Source organism: Sessilibacter corallicola (genome assembly GCF_021290925.1).
Lineage (GTDB): Bacteria > Pseudomonadota > Gammaproteobacteria > Pseudomonadales > Cellvibrionaceae > Sessilibacter > Sessilibacter corallicola.
This window is the reverse complement of record NZ_JAJSLX010000002.1, coordinates 706,550-725,121: the sequence shown is the minus strand read 5'-3', so window position 1 is coordinate 725,121 and position 18,572 is coordinate 706,550. Positions and strand designations below refer to the sequence as shown.

The 18,572-nt window shown below is 43.7% G+C and carries 16 protein-coding genes; 11 read left to right on the top strand and 5 right to left on the bottom strand.

The features are described from left to right. The first annotated feature begins 109 nt into the window (after window positions 1–109). Window positions 110–994 (top strand): ABC transporter ATP-binding protein, encoded by an 885-nt coding sequence (locus LU361_RS10425; protein ID WP_233088782.1) that lies wholly within the window; start codon window positions 110–112, stop codon window positions 992–994. Between the two features lie 26 nt (window positions 995–1,020). Beyond that, on the top strand, window positions 1,021–2,037 hold the full coding sequence (locus LU361_RS10420; RefSeq protein WP_233088781.1) for an ABC transporter permease: 1,017 nt from the start codon (window positions 1,021–1,023) through the stop codon (window positions 2,035–2,037). A gap of 90 nt (window positions 2,038–2,127) precedes the next feature. On the opposite strand, the gene LU361_RS10415 is transcribed toward LU361_RS10420, so the two are convergent. From LU361_RS10415 to LU361_RS10400, 4 genes are all read right to left on the bottom strand, one after another. After that, complete coding sequence (locus tag LU361_RS10415) at window positions 2,128–2,610, bottom strand: YajQ family cyclic di-GMP-binding protein (RefSeq protein ID WP_233088780.1); 483 nt, start codon at window positions 2,608–2,610, stop codon at window positions 2,128–2,130. Between the two features lie 54 nt (window positions 2,611–2,664). After that, window positions 2,665–3,516 (bottom strand): regulatory signaling modulator protein AmpE, encoded by an 852-nt coding sequence (ampE, locus tag LU361_RS10410; RefSeq protein ID WP_233088779.1) that lies wholly within the window; start codon window positions 3,514–3,516, stop codon window positions 2,665–2,667. A gap of 84 nt (window positions 3,517–3,600) precedes the next feature. After that, window positions 3,601–4,167, bottom strand: a complete 567-nt coding sequence (gene ampD / locus LU361_RS10405) for a 1,6-anhydro-N-acetylmuramyl-L-alanine amidase AmpD (protein ID WP_233088778.1) — start codon at window positions 4,165–4,167, stop codon at window positions 3,601–3,603. A gap of 170 nt (window positions 4,168–4,337) precedes the next feature. After that, window positions 4,338–6,722: a DUF1631 domain-containing protein gene (locus LU361_RS10400; RefSeq protein WP_233088777.1), complete on the bottom strand. Its 2,385-nt coding sequence runs from the start codon at window positions 6,720–6,722 to the stop codon at window positions 4,338–4,340. Between the two features lie 987 nt (window positions 6,723–7,709). On the opposite strand from LU361_RS10400, the gene LU361_RS10395 reads away from it, so the two are divergent. From LU361_RS10395 to LU361_RS10355, 9 genes are all read left to right on the top strand, one after another. After that, window positions 7,710–8,186, top strand: coding sequence for a retropepsin-like aspartic protease family protein (locus tag LU361_RS10395; RefSeq protein ID WP_233088776.1), 477 nt, complete (start codon window positions 7,710–7,712; stop codon window positions 8,184–8,186). 258 nt (window positions 8,187–8,444) lie between these two features. Continuing rightward, entirely contained in the window at window positions 8,445–9,020 is a 576-nt protein-coding gene (gene rsxA, locus LU361_RS10390; protein WP_233088775.1) for an electron transport complex subunit RsxA, read from the top strand. A gap of 10 nt (window positions 9,021–9,030) precedes the next feature. After that, window positions 9,031–9,630: an electron transport complex subunit RsxB gene (gene rsxB / locus LU361_RS10385; RefSeq protein WP_233088774.1), complete on the top strand. Its 600-nt coding sequence runs from the start codon at window positions 9,031–9,033 to the stop codon at window positions 9,628–9,630. A 23-nt stretch (window positions 9,631–9,653) separates the two neighbouring features. Then, the gene (gene rsxC, locus LU361_RS10380) at window positions 9,654–12,272 is read left to right on the top strand and encodes an electron transport complex subunit RsxC (protein ID WP_233088773.1); all 2,619 of its coding nucleotides are present in this window, start codon (window positions 9,654–9,656) and stop codon (window positions 12,270–12,272) included. Between the two features lie 6 nt (window positions 12,273–12,278). Next, window positions 12,279–13,325: an electron transport complex subunit RsxD gene (gene rsxD / locus LU361_RS10375; RefSeq protein WP_233088772.1), complete on the top strand. Its 1,047-nt coding sequence runs from the start codon at window positions 12,279–12,281 to the stop codon at window positions 13,323–13,325. Then, a complete protein-coding gene (rsxG, locus tag LU361_RS10370; protein ID WP_233088771.1) occupies window positions 13,325–13,969 on the top strand; it encodes an electron transport complex subunit RsxG in 645 nt (214 codons plus the stop codon). Before rsxD ends, rsxG begins: the two co-directional genes overlap by 1 nt. After that, complete coding sequence (locus LU361_RS10365; protein WP_233088770.1) at window positions 13,966–14,682, top strand: electron transport complex subunit E; 717 nt, start codon at window positions 13,966–13,968, stop codon at window positions 14,680–14,682. The genes rsxG and LU361_RS10365 overlap by 4 nt, the downstream gene beginning before the upstream one ends. Window positions 14,683–15,427: 745 nt before the next feature. After that, on the top strand, window positions 15,428–15,847 hold the full coding sequence (locus LU361_RS10360) for a hypothetical protein (RefSeq protein ID WP_233088769.1): 420 nt from the start codon (window positions 15,428–15,430) through the stop codon (window positions 15,845–15,847). A gap of 328 nt (window positions 15,848–16,175) precedes the next feature. Further along, window positions 16,176–17,483: an HDOD domain-containing protein gene (locus tag LU361_RS10355; protein ID WP_233088768.1), complete on the top strand. Its 1,308-nt coding sequence runs from the start codon at window positions 16,176–16,178 to the stop codon at window positions 17,481–17,483. An 88-nt stretch (window positions 17,484–17,571) separates the two neighbouring features. On the opposite strand, the gene LU361_RS10350 is transcribed toward LU361_RS10355, so the two are convergent. Further along, window positions 17,572–18,168, bottom strand: coding sequence for a YceI family protein (locus LU361_RS10350; RefSeq protein WP_233088767.1), 597 nt, complete (start codon window positions 18,166–18,168; stop codon window positions 17,572–17,574). Window positions 18,169–18,572 lie beyond the last annotated feature (404 nt).

Here is an 18,572-nt window from a genome sequence, read left to right as displayed (position 1 = left end):
ACACTCATTGAGTAATATTCATTGTTTATTTATTCATTGTTTATTTATTCATTGTTTACTGGCAGTTTACATTCACTCAGATAATCATTGTTGGAACCCACTACCCGTTATGTCGGCTATTTTAGAAATCAGAGATCTCCACAAGCAGTACAAAAACGTCAACGCCGTTAACGGAATCTCCTTTGAAATCGAAAAAGGAACCTGCTTTGGTCTGCTCGGACCTAACGGTGCGGGTAAAACAACCACCATTGAAATGATTGAAGGTATTACCCCACCCTCTTCCGGAGAAATTCGCTACAAAGGGGTGCCAAACAATCCACAGTTCCGCCACGAGGCCGGTATTCAATTTCAATCCACCGCGCTGATGGATTATCTAAAAGTCATTGAGGTGTTGGAGCTGTTCGGCGGCTTTTACAAAAACTCGCTGCCCATCGAAAAATTGGTAGAACAGTGCGCACTGTCAGAGTTTTTACATCACCCAGCATCAAAACTCTCGGGCGGACAACGCCAGCGTGTGCTGCTGGCAATTGCTTTAATTAACGACCCGGAAATTATTTTCCTCGACGAACCCACCACCGGTTTAGACCCACAATCGCGCAGAAACTTTTGGAATCTGATTAATAACATCAAAAACCTGGGTAAAACGATTGTCTTAACCACTCACTACATGGATGAAGCCGAATCCTTGTGTGATCAATTGGTGATTGTCGATAAAGGTAAAATTATTGCCGAAGGCACACCGCAAGCATTGCTCAATGAGCATTTTGGCGTGTCGTACATTTGTTTGAGAGACGGCGATTTAAGCCCTGACCAGTTTGATCAATTTGAAGTCACATCGACTGAAAAAAATGAAATTACTATCATCAGTAAAAATTTAGAGAGCACCCTTCAGCAATTGATTAATTGCGGCGCAAACCTATCGGCGCTGCAAGTGCGAAACCCAACGCTTGATGACCTATTTTTAAAAATAACCGGTCACAGTCTTCGCGATTGATCAGATTGTCTTTTTTAGGATTTTTCATGAAACGAATTTTGAGCTTATTCTTGGCTCGCAACAAAGAATATTACCGTGACCGCGCCTCACTGATATGGTCGTTTGTCATGCCACCTTTGATTATCGCGGTGGTTGCTCTGGCGTTTTCTCGTGGCGAGCAACCTTTGTTTAGACTTGGCGTTCTCGGTGAAACAACCGCCGAAATCAGCCAAAAAATTGATCAAAAAGGCGTACAGGTAATTCGCTACGATGATCAAGAAGAAGCGCTGCAAAAAATAAAGTACCACCAAATCGATTTGTTGATACAACCGTCCACCGAACAATTTTGGGTCAACCCTATTTCCCAAAAGTCGGATTTTGTAAAAACGCTGTTTATCGATCACGCCTCGTTCGAATCAGGTACCAGCAATTGGCAAGAAAATACCGTCAGCGGTAACAAGGTTCGGTACGTCGACTGGGCCATTCCCGGAATTATCGGCATGAACCTGATGTTCAGCAGTTTATTTGGGATTGGCTATGTGATTGTTCGGTACCGAAAAAATGGTGTGCTAAAACGACTGCAAGCGTCTCCCGTACGCCCCATCGAATTTCTTACTGCTCAGATTCTCTCGCGCTTAATTATTATGATAATCGTCAGTGCGATTGTGTTTATGGTGGCGAATTTCATCTTGGATTTCGTGATGCTAGGCAGCTACTTTAATCTGTTCCTAGTGGCGGTATTGGGCATGTTATCGCTGTTATCGCTGGGATTGATCGTCGCGAGCCGACTGGCCAACGAAGAATTTGCCAACGGTTTGCTCAACTTTTTTGCCTTCCCGATGATGCTGCTGTCAGAAGTGTGGTTTTCTCTTGATGGCGCGCCACAATGGATGTCGACGATAAGCTCGTGTTTACCGCTGACGCACATGGTGCAAAGTGCGCGAGCAATCATGCTCGATGGCGCAGGTTTGGCCGATATCAGTCACCACCTGCTGGTACTAGGGTTAATGACAATGGTATTTATGATTATCGCCACCAGCATTTTCCGCTGGCGAGAAAGTTAGCAAACACTTACAAACATGCTGGTAAACATGCTGTCAAACACAGGAGCCTCTGATTACTGTCGCTAGTAATCAAAGGCTTTTCTCTGCGAATTAATCCCTGAAATTATTGAATTGCAGCGGTAAATCGATATCGGCTTCTTTCAAAGTGGCGATAACATTTTGAAGATCGTCGCGCTTCTTACCGGTTACGCGTACTTGATCACCTTGAATTTGTGCCTGAACCTTGAGCTTTTTATCTTTGATCAGCTTGACGATTTTCTTGCACAAATCGGATTCTAATCCGGTTCTAACCGTCACTTCTTGCTTACATTGTTTACCCAATTGGTAACATTCCGCTTCTTCTAAGCATCGAATATCAATGCCGTTTTTGTGCAGAGTCGATTTTAAGATATCGAGCATTTGCGTAACTTGAAATTCCGCGTCGGCTCTTAATGTAACCAAATAATCTTTGCGTTCGAATTCGGCGTCAACGCCTTTAAAGTCAAATCTATTTTTGATCAATCGGTTTGACTGATCCACAGTATTGGTAAGCACTTGTTTATCAACTTCCGATACCACATCAAATGAAGGCATAACTGACTCTTATCTCTCTGAAATTTGCTGTTTTTAGTCGTTTTAGAATCGTAATTAGAAAACTAACGACCACACGGCGATAGCACATACCCATAGAATTAAGGTGCGAGAATACAACTGCGTCAGCTCATTGAGTTCTTTTTCACCACACTTAGGGTTTTCAATGTCATTTTTTGTAACATTTAAAGCGCTTTCAACGTAATAAATTAATAGACGAATCGAATTTTGCTCGCTGCACCAGAAATGCTGTTTCCATCGGTAAAAGCAGCTGGCAAAGTTACCGGTCAACGCCATGGATAGACCAAAAATACGAACTGGAATCCACTCAAAAAGCCACAGTATTTTGTCTAATTTTTCGAAATCATCGTTACTGTCGGTTTCAGCCTTGTAAAGCGCGAGCAATCGATAGGCAAGTGCACCGGCGACACCACCCAGTAACAACCAAAAAATTACCGCAAACATTCTCTCGAAACCGCGATAAGCAAGCGCTACCACCATTTGGTGGTTCAGATCACTCCAATCATCGGGCTCAATTTGGTGAACATTCACTTCTAAGAATTTTGCTTGAGAAATGGCGCCGTCCCAATCCGATTGTCGGTAAGCCGCAATGTATGACTTCGATAAAGAATTGAATTCACCTCGGCCAAAACTGTAAGTCAGAACCGCAATTGCCGCCAACAATCCCAACACGGACACAATGTGTTCTAAAGCACCGATAACAAGGAGAACAAAAATGACGGGTAGCAGAATAACGAACAGTATTTTAACGTAGCTGTTCGCTTCAAATATTTCCCATTGATTAACACGGTCGATCCACTGAAAAAACCAAGCATCTTTGTGAAACGGCTTTCCCGATCCCCAAATTTGGACTAAGAGTAAAGCGCCAACTAGTGTGATTAAAATCATCGCTGTCCTTTATTAAGGTAAATCACAAATTACGTGTTTGTTTTAATATCAATGAATTTTTCTACCTAACAACCCAGTTACTCGTTAAGAAAGAGTTGTTAGTCTCGATTTATATCGGTTCCAATCAAAAACATCACCTGGATCGGTTTTGCGCCCTGGAGCAATGTGTTCGTGACCGGTAATTCGCTCTTTTGTTATTTTAGGATATAACGCCAATAATAAATTGGAGACTTCAATCAGTGATTCGTATTGATCATCGGTGTATGGTATTTCATCTGTTCCTTCCAACTCAATACCAATAGAAAAGTCGTTACAATTCTCAATCCCAGCAAATTCCGATATACCCGCGTGCCAAGCTCGTTCGTTAAAGCTAACAAACTGAGTGCAATCGCCATTACGATCGATCAATAGATGACTGGAAACTTTAAGGCCTTTTAAGGAAGAGAAGCTTTCGTGCTGGCGGGGATCAAGAACGTTGGAGAAGAGCTTTTCGATATTACCAGCGCCAAAGACACCTTTTGGCAAACTGATGTTGTGAATAACCAATAGATCAATATCACAGTGCTGAGGTCGAAAATTGAAGTTGGACGAGTGCCGATGAACCACGGCAAAACGGCCCAATTCCATTAACCAACCACCATGATCGATCATCTTATTCTCCAGCGAAAACTGGACAATAACACAAACGGAAATCAAAGCACTAGAAATGCCGCAAAGGAATAGATAAGGATAAAGAATAAGATATTGATTCTAACGATTATCGAGATTGACATTGAAACCGCTAGAATTGAGCAGAAAATACTGCCGAGGGCAGTAAAGGCTTAGCTTAAGCCTTTACTTTGACGCAAATTGCTAATCACGGATTCTAACGCGCGATCAAATAGCATGCTGTTATCAAGCATTCGAACCTCACCACTGCGAAGGCAAATAGCCAGTTCGTTTCTGTCTTTTTCAGCGACTTTCATACCACTGCGATTAACAAAGATATACTTGCCTGTTGGACGAATAATCGCTGCGAGTCGACAACGAATTGGCACCGGACCTTCTTTGATTTCAAACCAACTGCCTTGAGACAAGCTATCAACTTGATCTAAGAATTGTGGTTCTGGGTCATTCGATTCTGCTTCTTCAACCGGCTCTTCTTGTGGCGACGTACTAATTGGGTTGCCAATGTTTCGGTTAACCAACGATTGTGCGTGAGCTTCGGGCGAAATTGGACGCTGATTTAAAGGATTGCGTTCAGCTACAGGTGTTGCAGGAACATCTCCGTCTTCGGCTTTTTCTGCCGTTCGACGATCTTGTCGTGCTTTTGCCAGCTTAGCCAACGCAGATTCAGAACTGCGCACCGGTTTTGCTGCTCCCGGCATATTCACTTTGGGCTCTGGGCGAGGCTGGCCTTTCAATTGCGCTAAATGCTCAGCTTCTAACTGCTTGAACAATTTGCCCATGTCGTAAGCGTTGTAGCTGATACTTTCGAGACCGGCTCGCAAGCGCTTCAACAATTCTGGTAGTAATTTGACCAACTTAACGCGATTAGAAGAAGTAATCTTAGACGTTAAACTCCACACAAGATTACGAACGGTACTTTGTGCAGACACCCACTTCGGGCTGTCCGTCCCTTCTTTTAAAGCAATTAGGAACATGAAATTTGCCCACGCTTCGTGCACTAGGGTTTGCATGGGCTCAGACAATTGATCAACGTTATTCAGTTTAGCAATTGACTCTTCAACAATGTGACGTGCGGTTTCAGCTTTTGCTTTACCAGCTTCGGCGTCTAAAGTTCTTTTTTCTAATATAGCGGCTTGCTTCTTCTCTTTCTCTACGAAAGACAAAAAGTCAGTCAGCATTTGTTCGAATACGTCAGCGCCAACGTTCGGGTCATCGCATATTTTATCGACAGTCTCTTCAACTTTTCCGAGCAGATTGTCGCGACCCTTAGCATTGGGAACCCAACCGAGGGCTGCTGTCGCCATTTCATTCAACAAGCGTTTCGCCGGATGGCCACCGCGATCAAAGAATTCTTTGTCGGAAATAGCAATTTTCAGCATTGGAATTTGAAGGCGACTCAACAGTGCCTTCATTTCAGCAGCCAAGTTTCGGTCATTAACAATAAACTCAAAGAGCATATTGATTAAGTTAATGACATCTCGATCCAATTGACCGATGGCGCCTTGATTGGTCGCTGAAACAATCTTTTGAAGATTGTTAACGTCTAGATTGGCTGTGTTGTTTTCGCTGGCCGACTGTTTTTTCTGGATTTGCGACAGCAAGTGCACAAGTGCACCTTCATCGATAACAACACTGTCTTCCTCAACTGGCGCTTGTTGACTGAGATCAGCTTCGGCATTGCCGATTAAGTTGCGGAATGTTTGGAGAACATCTTGAGGAACAAAACTGCCTTCTTGCGCCCCATTTTCAGCGCCGTTTTGATCGCCTTGTGGTGCAGGCTTGCGATAGCCGCGCGGAGAATTCGGTTTTGCCGCTCGTGCAGAACCGTCGTTTAATTCTGGCAGTACATCGCGCTGAATAAGGATGTCATTCATTTGGCCATAAAAGCCGCGCAAACCAGACACTAAGTGACGATCAAATAACTTCAACAGCACTAATTTAACTTTGATATTCGCTTCAAGTGACTCGGACACTTTCAAAAACGAATTGCAAATCTCACTAGGACCAATGGGGTTATTGCGCTGACTGACTTTAACTGGCACAAGGCTGTTAACACGCAAAGTAAGATTTTGCAGTGCAGTAGACGATTGCTCTACCGCTTTATTAACCATGGATTCAACGGCAACGTTTTGCTCAAGTTGATCGTTGTTGATTAGCGCGAGGTTATCTAAGTCTAGATTTTCGTTCCACTCTTGTTCCTCAGCGCCCTCTTCTTGGGACTGAGCTAAGCGGTCGAACGAATCGTGAATGCGTTGGATAAACTCCGTTTCCATCTCGCGTCGTTTCAGGCGAACCTGACGCATGGACTCGAAGTACAAATTTTGATCTTGGTTATTATTTGACTTATCGGCAAGCTCGAACAGGGTATCGTCTACGTTATCGAACAACGCAAGAAGAGAAGATTGCAAAAAATAAGTTGCTTTTTCTTTAACCAGATGAACTGCAGCGGGTAAACGAACCATTTTATTCGGACGTCTGCTAGGAGTGCTCGCCGGGGGCCTCAGCTCTACAACATTACCTTGGGATTTATGAGACATAAAACCTAACCACTTACCAGATACAGTTAATGAAAACGTTTAACTTGCAGGCAGCCGCGATACCCATTGCAGCGTAACCATTCCTTCGAGAGTGTTCGTCAGAGCTTTAGACTAAGCAAACTAAAAAGAGACAAGCTATAGCATTTTGATACTGCTTTCTTGGTTAGGGTGCTTAACCTACCAAAATACCTCATTGGTTGCCAGTTCCAATACCATCAAATGTTTGTGTTTTAATGTGTATTAAAAAGGCGCTGAGAATATCACGCAGATATCACTTAAGCTCTTACGAATTGAACATTTAATAATAACGTTATACCCCTAAATTTTGCTGCCGTATAACCCCAAAACTTTAGATCGAGATGAGTTTCACACAATCTATTTCATTGGGAGTATTCTTATTCCTCAAATTGCAAATCGCGGAAATAACCGACAATAGCGGGAATAAAAACAACAATCAGAGCCATAAAACAAGACAATCAATCTGATTGAACGACAACTAATTATGAACAATTTAGGGATGTATCTAAAAGAGTATTACCGCAAATAAAACACAAATTTTACGCTTAAAGAACAAATTCCAAACAATCATTTATTGATATCCGGAATTAAAGCCAAAACATGAACACGTAACACAATAACAACACACGTTATTATCAACGGGTAAAACATGTTTCCGTCAGTACATCAAACTCTTTGCGGTTCTTTATACATACGATACATACGTTGTAGCGCAAATAACTTTTGTATGGCTCTACACCCAAAAGTTATTTATTAGAGATAGAAACAATGGAAATCGAACGAACAGTGACATTAACACCGCTTTAAACTTTGTTTTAAACTGTTAGATAATGCAAATGCGATTTTTGACGCATTAATTTTTTATTTCATTGATCCAGCTGCTGCATAGAATTATTTTTTTACTAATTTATGCAAAGAGACTTAACAAATTGATATTTATATCAATACGATTGGAAAAATAAATTATTTATGGATGAGCATCATAACGAGTCGACAAACCCGTTTGCCAAAGCGATGATTTGGGGATTGTGGGTAGCCATCTTTTGCGTCATTTTCCTGATGTTATACCTTGATAATCGCAGCGAAGACTCTTTGGTTATCAACGGTTTTAACGGCTCTTATTCCACCACAGGCACCATCAACGATTCTCCCGTCTACTTTCTTTTAGATACAGGCGCCACTCACGTCGTGGTTTCTGACGAACTGGCCAACACACTTTCTTTAGAAAACTTGGGTCAAACCCGAATGCATACCGCAAATGGCATCGCCGTTGGTTACAGAACCGAACTTGATCAAATCACGTTTGGCCCGATTAAACTTAAAAATATTGAGGCTATTGTTAACCCGGCAATGGATGGCAAAGAGGTTTTGCTAGGAATGTCGGCGCTGAGACGAGTTGAGTTTTCTCAAAAAGGCGCCAACTTAACGATCACCCAGATTAAATAGGAAGCTCATTAACAGAGCTCCCACCTACCGAACAACCCCACCAAAACATAAAAAACTCTTTTTATTTCAAAGGGTTAAAATTCCATTATAACCATATAACCAAAAAACAAATACATTACAAGACATTTAATCGATTCTGCAGATATACAATAACAACACTACTATTTAGATGTCTCTGTACATTGCTGCTACAATCTCGCGCCCAGACCACTATGGGTCCTCAGTATTTTTAATTTTCCTTCAATTTAGCAACGGTTTATGGCGGAATTTGCAGCGATTTTACTCGGAACAGTGCTCGTAAATAACTATGTGCTTGTTCAGTTTTTAGGGCTATGCCCATTCATGGGAGTTTCTAATAAATTAGAAACTGCTATTGGTATGGCTGGAGCAACCACATTTGTACTGACCCTAGCATCCATTTCCAGCTACCTGGCGTACACCTTTATCCTTGAACCGCTCGGGCTAGAATATCTGCGCACGATTACCTTTATTATGGTTATTGCAGTTGTCGTGCAGTTTGCCAAGATGTTTATCGAAAAAACCAGTCCGCTGCTGTACCGCGTTCTCGGTGTCTTTTTGCCACTGATTACCACCAACTGCGCTGTATTAGGGGTTGCCCTTCAAAATACCAACAAAGACCTAAACTTCTTCCAATCGAGCCTGTATGGCTTTGGCGCTGCGATTGGATTTTCACTGGTCTTAGTATTGTTCTCTGCAATGAGAGAACGACTTGCAGTCGCAGATGTTCCCGTACCGTTTCAAGGTGCTGCAATCGGCATGATAACCGCTGGACTGATGTCTTTAGCGTTTATGGGCTTCGCGGGATTGGTGTGAGGTATCCACAATGATCGAGTTAATTACAAACCAACCGATAATCGCAGCCTTAGTGGCTTTGGGCTTACTAGCCCTCTTTTTCGGCGCTCTGCTTGGCTTTGCCTCCGTCCAATTTAAAGTTGAAGGCGATCCCATTGTTGAGCAATTAGATTCTCTATTACCGCAAACCCAATGTGGCCAGTGCGGTTATCCAGGATGTCGCCCCTACGCTGAGCAGATTGCTCAAGGCGACGAAATCAATAAATGCCCGCCCGGTGGACAAACCACCGTTGAAGCAATCGCAGAATTGATGGGCGTGGAAGCACCGCAATTAGACAGCGGCGGCGCAGAATCCGCCGACATAAAACGCGTTGCCGTGATTCGAGAAGACGAATGTATTGGTTGTACCAAGTGTATTCAGGCGTGCCCCATGGACGCCATTCTTGGTGCAGCGAAACAAATGCACACCGTAATTTCTGATGAATGTACCGGATGTGACCTGTGTGTTGAGCCTTGCCCAGTCGATTGTATCGACATGCTCCCAATTCCAGTCACGTTGCAAAATTGGGCATGGCAGAAGCCGAACCCAAACATTATCGCAACCGACAACCCTCAACACCAGGCAGCATAAATCATTAGCCGAAGGAAACATTAGTGACAGCAAAACCTATCACTACCGAATTAATCGCCACCAGCGCACAACACGCACGGAAAATCTTTCCAATCGCTGGGGGCGTACATCCGCCGCAAAATAAATCTCAGTCTTTACAACGACCGCTGGTCAGCGCACGCCTACCTGAAAAAGTCATTTTACCGCTGGCACAACACATTGGTGCGCCCGCAAAACCGCTGGTCGCTGTTGGCGAGCGTGTACTTACCGGCCAACTGGTCGCCGAAGCAAAAGGCTTTGTCAGCGCTAATATTCACGCCAGTATTTCAGGTACTGTCGAATCCATTGAAGAATTACCCATTCCGCACCCTTCTGGCTTAACGGGGCCATGCATCATTATTCATTCTGACGGCAAAGACGAAAAAGCCGCTCAAGATGAGTGTGAAAATTACATGGAATTGGGCCGCGAAGAACTGATTGAAAAAATTCGCTCCGCCGGATTGATTGGTATGGGTGGCGCAGGTTTCCCCACCTCGGTCAAACTTGCCGGGCAAGCTCCCATCGAACACTTGATTATCAACGGTACTGAATGCGAGCCTTACATTACCGCTGACGATATTTTAATGCGCAACTACCCCTATGAAATTATTCACGGGGTGGAATTGTTGGCGCATTTGCTGGGCAATCCTAAAGACATCGTCATCGGCCTGGAAGAGAACAAACCCGAAGCACTGGCAGCACTGCGCGACGCGGCGATGGGCACGAACATTCAAGTGGTTTCCTTCCCCTGCCAATATCCATCGGGTGGTGAAAAACAACTGATCCAACGTTTGACCGGTAAAGAAGTACCGAGCGGCAAATTGCCTATCCACGTTGGTGCTGTGGTTCAAAACATTGGTACTACCTATTCAGCATACCGAGCGGTGCGCTACGGCGAACCTCTGATCAAACGCATAACGACCATCGTCGGTGATGCCTTAGAACACAGCGGTAATATTGAAGCTAGAATCGGCACACCCGTGAGTGACTTGCTCGATCAGTTTGGCTTCAAGGCTAAAAAATCGTCCCAGCTCATTATGGGCGGTCCCATGATGGGCTTCGTTATTCCAAACGCGGACGTACCTGTTTTAAAAACCACTAACTGCATTATCGCCCCCAGCAAAAAAGAAATGCCTCCGGTAACACCGGCACAGGCGTGTATTCGCTGTGGCATGTGTGCCGAAGCGTGTCCCGCGCAATTGTTGCCTCAGCAATTGTATTGGTACGCACGCTCAGACGATCACGAAAAATTGCTGACTCACAACCTGTTCGATTGTATCGAATGCGGTGCCTGTTCTTACGTTTGTCCTAGCCATATTCCGCTGGTGCAATATTACCGTGCCGCTAAAGGTGCTATTCGAACCGAGCGAGAGGAAAAAGCAAAATCGGATCGTTCGCGTAAAAGGTTTGAATTCAAGCAAGAGAGAATCGCCAAAGCCGAGGCCGAAAAAGAAGCCAAACGTTTGGCTCGTCAAAAAGCGGCGCAAGAAGCTAAGAAGAAATTAGAAGAACAAAAAGCGCAATCGGGTTCTTCTGAGGCAACGCCAACAAAACCGGCGGCGCCTAAAGTCGAAGACGAACGAGCAAGGCTTGAGAGAACCTTGGCTTCGGCACAAACTCGTTTGGAGTCTGCAAAAAACAAACATCAAGAAGCAGTCGCAGAAAACAGCGATCGAGTTGAGCAATTAGCGGCGAAAGTAAAACAAGCAGAAACCCGCGTTGAGGACGCAAAATCCAAATTAGCCGCGCTAAAAACTGCACCGGCGAATACCTCAGCAGACAATTCTCAAGTAAGTGCTCCAACATCCAGCTCAACAGACGCCGACAATCCGGTTGAAAAAGCCATTGCAAAAGCTATGGCCAAACAATCCATGTCGCCTTATGAGAAAGTAAAAAGCTCGGTTGAATCACTCACCAACCGCTTAGAAAAAGCACAACAAAAACACGCTCAAGCGGTTTCAGACAGTGGCGATAATATCGATGCCTTAGCGTTGGGCGTGGAAAAACTGAAAGAAAAATTAGACGCCGCCCAGCAAGAGCTAAAAGAGTTAGCACCAGACGAGCCCTCTAAAGAAGCAGCTCAGAAAGAAGAACTCGATCCCGCTCAGGCCGCTATCGAAAAAGCCAAGGCAAAAGCACTGGCCAAACAGTCCATGTCGCCTTACGAAAAAGCACAAAGCTCGGTTGAATCACTGACTAATCGCTTAGAAAAAGCGCAACAGAAGCACGCTCAGGCAGTGTCGGACGGAAGTGAAAATGTCGACGCACTGGCATTGGGTGTCGAAAAACTGAAAGAGAAATTAAACGCCGCGCAGCAAGAACTGAAAGAGTTGGCACCGAAGGAGCCCGCCAAAGAAGCAGATCAAAAAGAAGAACTTGATCCCGCGCAGGCCGCCATCGAACGAGCGAAAGCGAAAGCTGCGGCTAACGCTCAGTTAACGCCAAAGGAAAAACTCGCAAATCAGATTGAGAGTTTAAAAACCCGCATTGGTAAAGCGCAAATCAAATACGACACCGCAGTAGAAGAAAACAGCGATAACCAAGAAGCTCTGTCGCTTGGCTTAAACAAGCTAAAACAGAAATTAGAAGCCACCGAAAAAGAACTGGCGGAGTTAGAAGAGTAAGCATTCATGAGTTTTATTAGCCAGTCCTCCCCACACGCTCACGCAACAAACAGCACGCAAAAAGTGATGCTGACCGTTGCTGCGGCAACCACACCTGGGTTTATCGCTCTGGTGTATTTTTTTGGTGTCGGTGTCATTATCAATCTTGCGCTTGCGATTATTTTTTCGCTCGCTTTAGAGGCCCTTGTTCTTTACTTAAGAAAACGGCCAATTAAATTTTATTTATCCGACTGCAGCGCTTTAGTGACCGCCATTTTATTGGGCCTAGCACTGCCGCCCTACAGCCCGTGGTGGTTAATTTTTGTCGGCTGTATCTTCTCTATCGTAGTCGCCAAACAATTGTACGGCGGTTTGGGATTTAATCCTTTCAATCCGGCAATGATTGGTTACGTCGTTCTGCTGATCTCTTTCCCCGTCAACATGACGCTTTGGACTGCACCGGTTGGATTTGCCAATGCACCGTCTCTAGCCGAAGCCTTTAGCAGCGTATTTCTAAACGCCCCTTTAGACGGCTACACCGGCGCAACACCATTAGATGCCTTCAAGCAATCACAAGGTGAAACCGTTGCTGAGATTTATCAAAATGAAAGTATCTTTTCAGACGCGGTAATTGCAGGCGCCGGTTGGGAATGGGTGAACCTCGGTTTCTTACTCGGCGGATTATTTCTGCTCTGGCGAAAAATTTTCAGCTGGCACGCACCCGTAGCCATGCTTGTCACACTCACTGTGTGTTCATTCTTATTTTATAACGGTGGATCTGACAGCGGCGCGCCTGTGCTCACGCACCTGCTTTCAGGTGCAACTATGTTAGGTGCATTTTTTATTATCACCGATCCAGTCAGCTCGGCGGTTTCACAAAAAGGCCGACTCATTTTCGGCGCTTGTATTGGCCTGTTGGTATTTATGATCAGACACTTTGGTAACTACCCTGATGCCATCGCGTTTGCTGTTTTGTTAATGAACTTCGCCGCGCCGTTTATTGACTACTACACACTGCCACGCAGTTACGGCCACAACAAGTCACGACGAGCAACCGAAAAGGTGGATGTGTAATGATCGGTCAGGCAATCAGTAAGAACAGTTTCATTCTCACAGTTTTTGCTCTGTGCACAGCGGGCCTGTTGGCAGTGACCTTTCAGGGCACCAAAAAAAGCATCGCCGCCAGTGAGCGTTCAGCGGCGCAAAAAGCTCTGCTCGAAGTCGTTGCCCCAGACCAACACGACAATGACATGCTGGTCGATTTAGTGGCAATTCCACAGGCCAACCTAAAGCAATTGGGACTTCGAAGCCAAGAAAACATACATATCGCCAAGAAAAACAACGAGGTTGTCGCAGTTATCGTACCGAGCGTTGCCCCAGACGGTTACAGCGGTGCCATTCGTATGATCGTTGGTGTTTGGGAAAACGGCGACATTGCCGGTGTTCGAATCCTAACTCACAACGAAACTCCAGGGCTCGGCGATAAAGTAGATTTGAAAAAGAGCGATTGGGTATTGAGCTTCAACGGTAAGTCTCTAACAGCCCCTTCTTTATGGGCAGTTAAAAAAGACGGCGGTGAGTTCGATCAATTCACTGGCGCAACGATTACGCCTCGTGCGGTCGTGAAGCAAGTTGAAAAAGCTTTGCAGTTCGTTCAAGCAAACCATTCAACACTTTTTGACCCTACTCCAACGACAGAGCAAGCGAATTCACAATGAGTGACGTAAATTACAAAGAAATTGTTCACAACGGTTTGTGGAAAAATAACCCGGCACTGGTGCAGTTACTTGGCCTGTGTCCACTACTGGCCGTCAGTGGCTCTGTGGTCAATGCGCTCGGGCTATCGATAGCCACAATTGTTGTTTTGGTTGGTTCTAACTTATCGGTTTCTCTGATTCGCAACGCCGTTACCGATGCCATCAAACTGCCCGCGTTCGTAATGATCATCGCCTCGTTCACCACTTGTGCTGAATTATTAATGCGAGCGTTCACCTACGAGCTGTACCAGATTCTCGGTCTGTTCATCGCTCTGATTGTTACTAATTGTGCAATCCTAGGCAGAGCCGACGCCTTCGCGTGTAAAAACAAACCCGTACCCGCAGTCATTGATGGAATCATGATGGGCTTTGGGTTCAGTGTTGTGCTTGTTATCGTTGGTGCCATTCGTGAGCTACTTGGCAACGGAACCTTATTTGCCGACATGCATTTGTTGCTCGGTGAATTCGGTCGAGGTTGGACTCTTCAACTCAGTGAAAACTATCCAGGCTTTTTGGTCGCCGTACTGCCACCGGGTGCGTTTTTGGTCACCGGCTTTTTGATTGCGTTAAAAAATATTATTGACAGTGAATTGCAGCGCAGAGAAAAATTGCGACAAACGCAAGAGACCGAAGCCGTTAGTCGCCGAGTCAGAACCACTGGTAATATTACTTAAGAAATTTTGGGTAACGTCTAACTTCAATTCCTTTATTTAGATGACACTTTTATTAAGTGTCACTAAACCTCTCTCGATTCGGTTCCGATTACATCAGTCAGTTATTGTGAACCGAATCCGATTTTAAATCTTTCTTCAATAAATATTAACGCGGTTTGATTTCCTACCCTGTTAGCCTGCACTATTCTCAGCCATACTGTTAATCGTATGTTCGTCGATATACACATCGATGCCTGTACTGACCATAACGCTATAGCCATTCACTATGGTTCTGAAAGCTTTGTCGACCTAAAAAATAATGACCAATAATTCAATAAAATTTTCTTGATGGTTTGATTCAAATTGAATTTATTGTCAAAAAAATAACTCTCACAACCACACTGTGTTTTACAACTTATTTTCGATTTTGGTCTAGATTAGATCCTATGCTTACAATTATATTGAGCGGTATATGCTTTATCTGACTTGAATATAAGCGGCTAATAATAACGAGTTCAAAGAAAACGGAATTACTTTTTTTAGACACTTTACCAACAGGAGCAACGCCGCTAGTTTAAAAGGAAATCGAGTCTGCTCACGATTGCATTAGCAATGAAAACTGAATGAGTGAGCAAACAAGAACCGCGTGTGAACCAGTTCCAATGTATTTGAAACGCTTACTTGAACGTCAACACGCACCGACGCTGAAACTTAGCTACTGAGTTCAGCAAACACTAGCAACCGATTTTAACTTTGCGAGCCAAATATGATTCAATTTTCACCGTCTGTCGTTTTGTTTTTTGGCGTTGGACTCATGTTCGTATTATTGGCATTGGTAAAATTTAATCGTCCGGATGACGAAGAAAGAAGGTCGAAACCGTCGCCACACAGCCGAGGCAACGGCAAAGATGAGAATCCTTACAAGGCGGTTTCAATTGTAACGTTACCGGGTTGCTGTCACGCGGCTAAAACCATTCAAAACAAAATGTTCCTCACTAACGAGGCCCCTTCTCTGCCACTGAATAAATGCACGCAACCGGATTGTTTGTGCTCCTACCGACATTTTTCTGACAGACGTCAGAATCCAGATCGACGCAATTTATTTGCACTATGGAAAGAACGAGGCATTCAACAAGGTGCCGCGCATGAGCGTAGAAAAACACGAGAACGCCGCAGCGTTGTATAAGAATTTTTATCAAAAATAAAAATATTTGCTCGGGATTATTTATTTTAACTATGCTTCTGTGCAGCTCTCTCTTGTCCACCAGAGCTGATACTAAAAACCTAAGTGTCTATTCCAACGTTTATTTAAGTTTCTATAACCTTAAGGATAAGAAATCAGACGATTTCACGGGTTGTCCAAAAAAGTTGGCATAACATCAATCTCTAATAAAACATCGTGCCTCAAATTAAGCCATAGCTTAAAATTCATTCCAAATAAACCCTCCCCCAATCTGCTTCCTTTGCTTTTTTGTCGTCTATACTTTAGGCAGATCTGATCTGTTGGGGACGGTATGCTGACACGATATTTTAAACTGAGTTCGCCTTTCAAAGCGGCAAAATTAAACCCGAGAAATAAAAAGAAAGAAAAAACCGTTTTCAGTACAGAAGTGCTGCAATCACTGTCGCCGTTTAATTCTGCAAAAGAAGTGACTAATATTCTGGCGATGGGTATTTACGAGTTACTGGAACTCAGCCAAAACAGTAAACTGCTCGACATCGGCATGAACGACGATTGGGATTACTATTTACTGTCTGGTTCCGCAAAACTCATTGCTGGTGATGGCCGCGAATCCGTTATTGAATCGACATCGACAAAAGCGTTGCAACCACTGGCCTATTTACGCCCCAGAAAATTTCAAATTCGCGCCAACGGCAAAGCCAATATTTTTCTAAAATTGCCGCACGGATTTGTCAGTTCTATTATCGACCAAAATAAAAAAACCACGGAATATCACAGCAAAGAAATTGTTTATTTTGGCCAGATTTCTAAAGAATCTCTGCTTGATAAAATTCAGCAAGAAATCAGGCTGGGAAATTTGCTATTACCTTCACCACCAGAGGTTGCGGAAAAGGTTCGTCTCGCGTGTGAAAACGAAGATTCGAATACAGAAGATATTGCTTATATTATTTCTCACGACACCTCTATTGCCGCAAAATTGCTGGCTGCCTCTAACTCTGCTCATTACGCAGGATTAAAAGAGATTACCACGTTGGAAGAAGCCGTTAATCGACTCGGTCGTGGAACGGTTAAAAACCTTGTTATTTATTATTCGACCAGAGAATTGTTTTCAACCAAAATTCCTCTGCTGAAAAAACTGTTTTTATCCACTTGGGATCGCTCATTTGAACGCGCCATGCTCGCTAAAATTTTAGCGCAGCATATTGGCGAGCCTTTCAATCCAGAAATTGCTTTTTTGTGTGGCTTGTTGTTTCGGCTCGGCGATTTAGTGATACTGCAATACGCGTCGGAATTCATCGAAGATTTGAGCGAACTCGATAAAATTCAAAAAATCAGTGATTTGCAATCATCCAATATCAGCGAACAAGTTTTGAATCATTGGTGCATTCCCGAACTGGTCAAAGTGAGTTTAAAATACGGTGGCAACTGGGCGTACAATTCCCACGCAGAAAAACCTAATTACGCGGATCTCATGGTAGTGACTAACCTGTATTTAAGAATGTATCACAACCAATTCAATGGCATCCCAGAATTCAGTAAAATTCCCGCACTGAAAAAAACGCTCAATAACAATTTCACTCCTCAAGAAAGCATTATTAACGAATGCAAAAAAGCGCTGAGCGAATTCGGTAATTTTTAAAGCCTTTGATAACACTCAACTTGTAATGCCCACAAAAAAAGCCTCGTAAAAACGAGGCTTTTTATTATCCACGGAATATCTAATGGACTTATTTAAAGACCAATACAAAATTCGTTGGAACCACTGGATTAATGGATTTTAGGTTTGCCAGCTCACGTAATTTCTCAACACCAGCTACTAGGTCGAAGTCACTTGCTTTCACCAAGGTAGGACGCAGTGTGCTCACCAAAATGCCGTCGTCGGTTTTTACTGCCAATACATCAAACGATACTGGAACCGATTTACCGTGCAACGACAGCTCACCGCTAACCGAGGCTTTAGCAGAACCGGATTTTTTAACGTCTTTTAATACGCCAGCAACATCGGCCGTAAAGGTAGCTTGAGTGAACTTCGTGGTTTCGAACAAGAACTTTTGCATTCTTTCGTCACGAATTGGAATCGCGGTATCAACACTGGCAAGATCGATACTTACCTTGACCATGCCTTTGTCGTCGATTTTGCCTGTTAAGGTTTTAAAAGAATGGACTTCGGTAACCGCAGAATTTTTCGAAGTGATGAAAGAAAGGCTAGATTCATCCCCAATCAGTGATTTGCCTGCATGTGCTGCACCAGCAGCCAGTAGACACACACTCACCAATGTCGGTTTAATCGCTTTAGCAACAAAGCTTTTAATATTATTATTCATTGATATTTCCTATCTGTTTTTTTGTTTAGACGCCAATAAATCAATCACTTGCCAATACCAATAGGGGTTTTACTGGTATTGTGATCACTACATAAAATTCCTGCTCAACGTTATTTTTATAAGGTCTGGTTTTATCAGAGCTTTGCATCGCGACTTTTCTGTTTGCGACCGCTCTATTTACAACCATTCTATTTGCGACAAGGTTACGGCTATTTCAGCACAACTTGTTTACCTATTTCATAACTACTTTTTCACAATTTAAATTCCACCAAAGTCGCACAGTGCAATTTTTCTTGGTAACCAAACAATCTTTACTGAGAAAAACCGCGATTAATCGCCAATTTAAGCGCTGTTGTAGCAATTTTGTAGCAATTGTGCCGCAAAGTAGCGTCTGAATTTTTCCT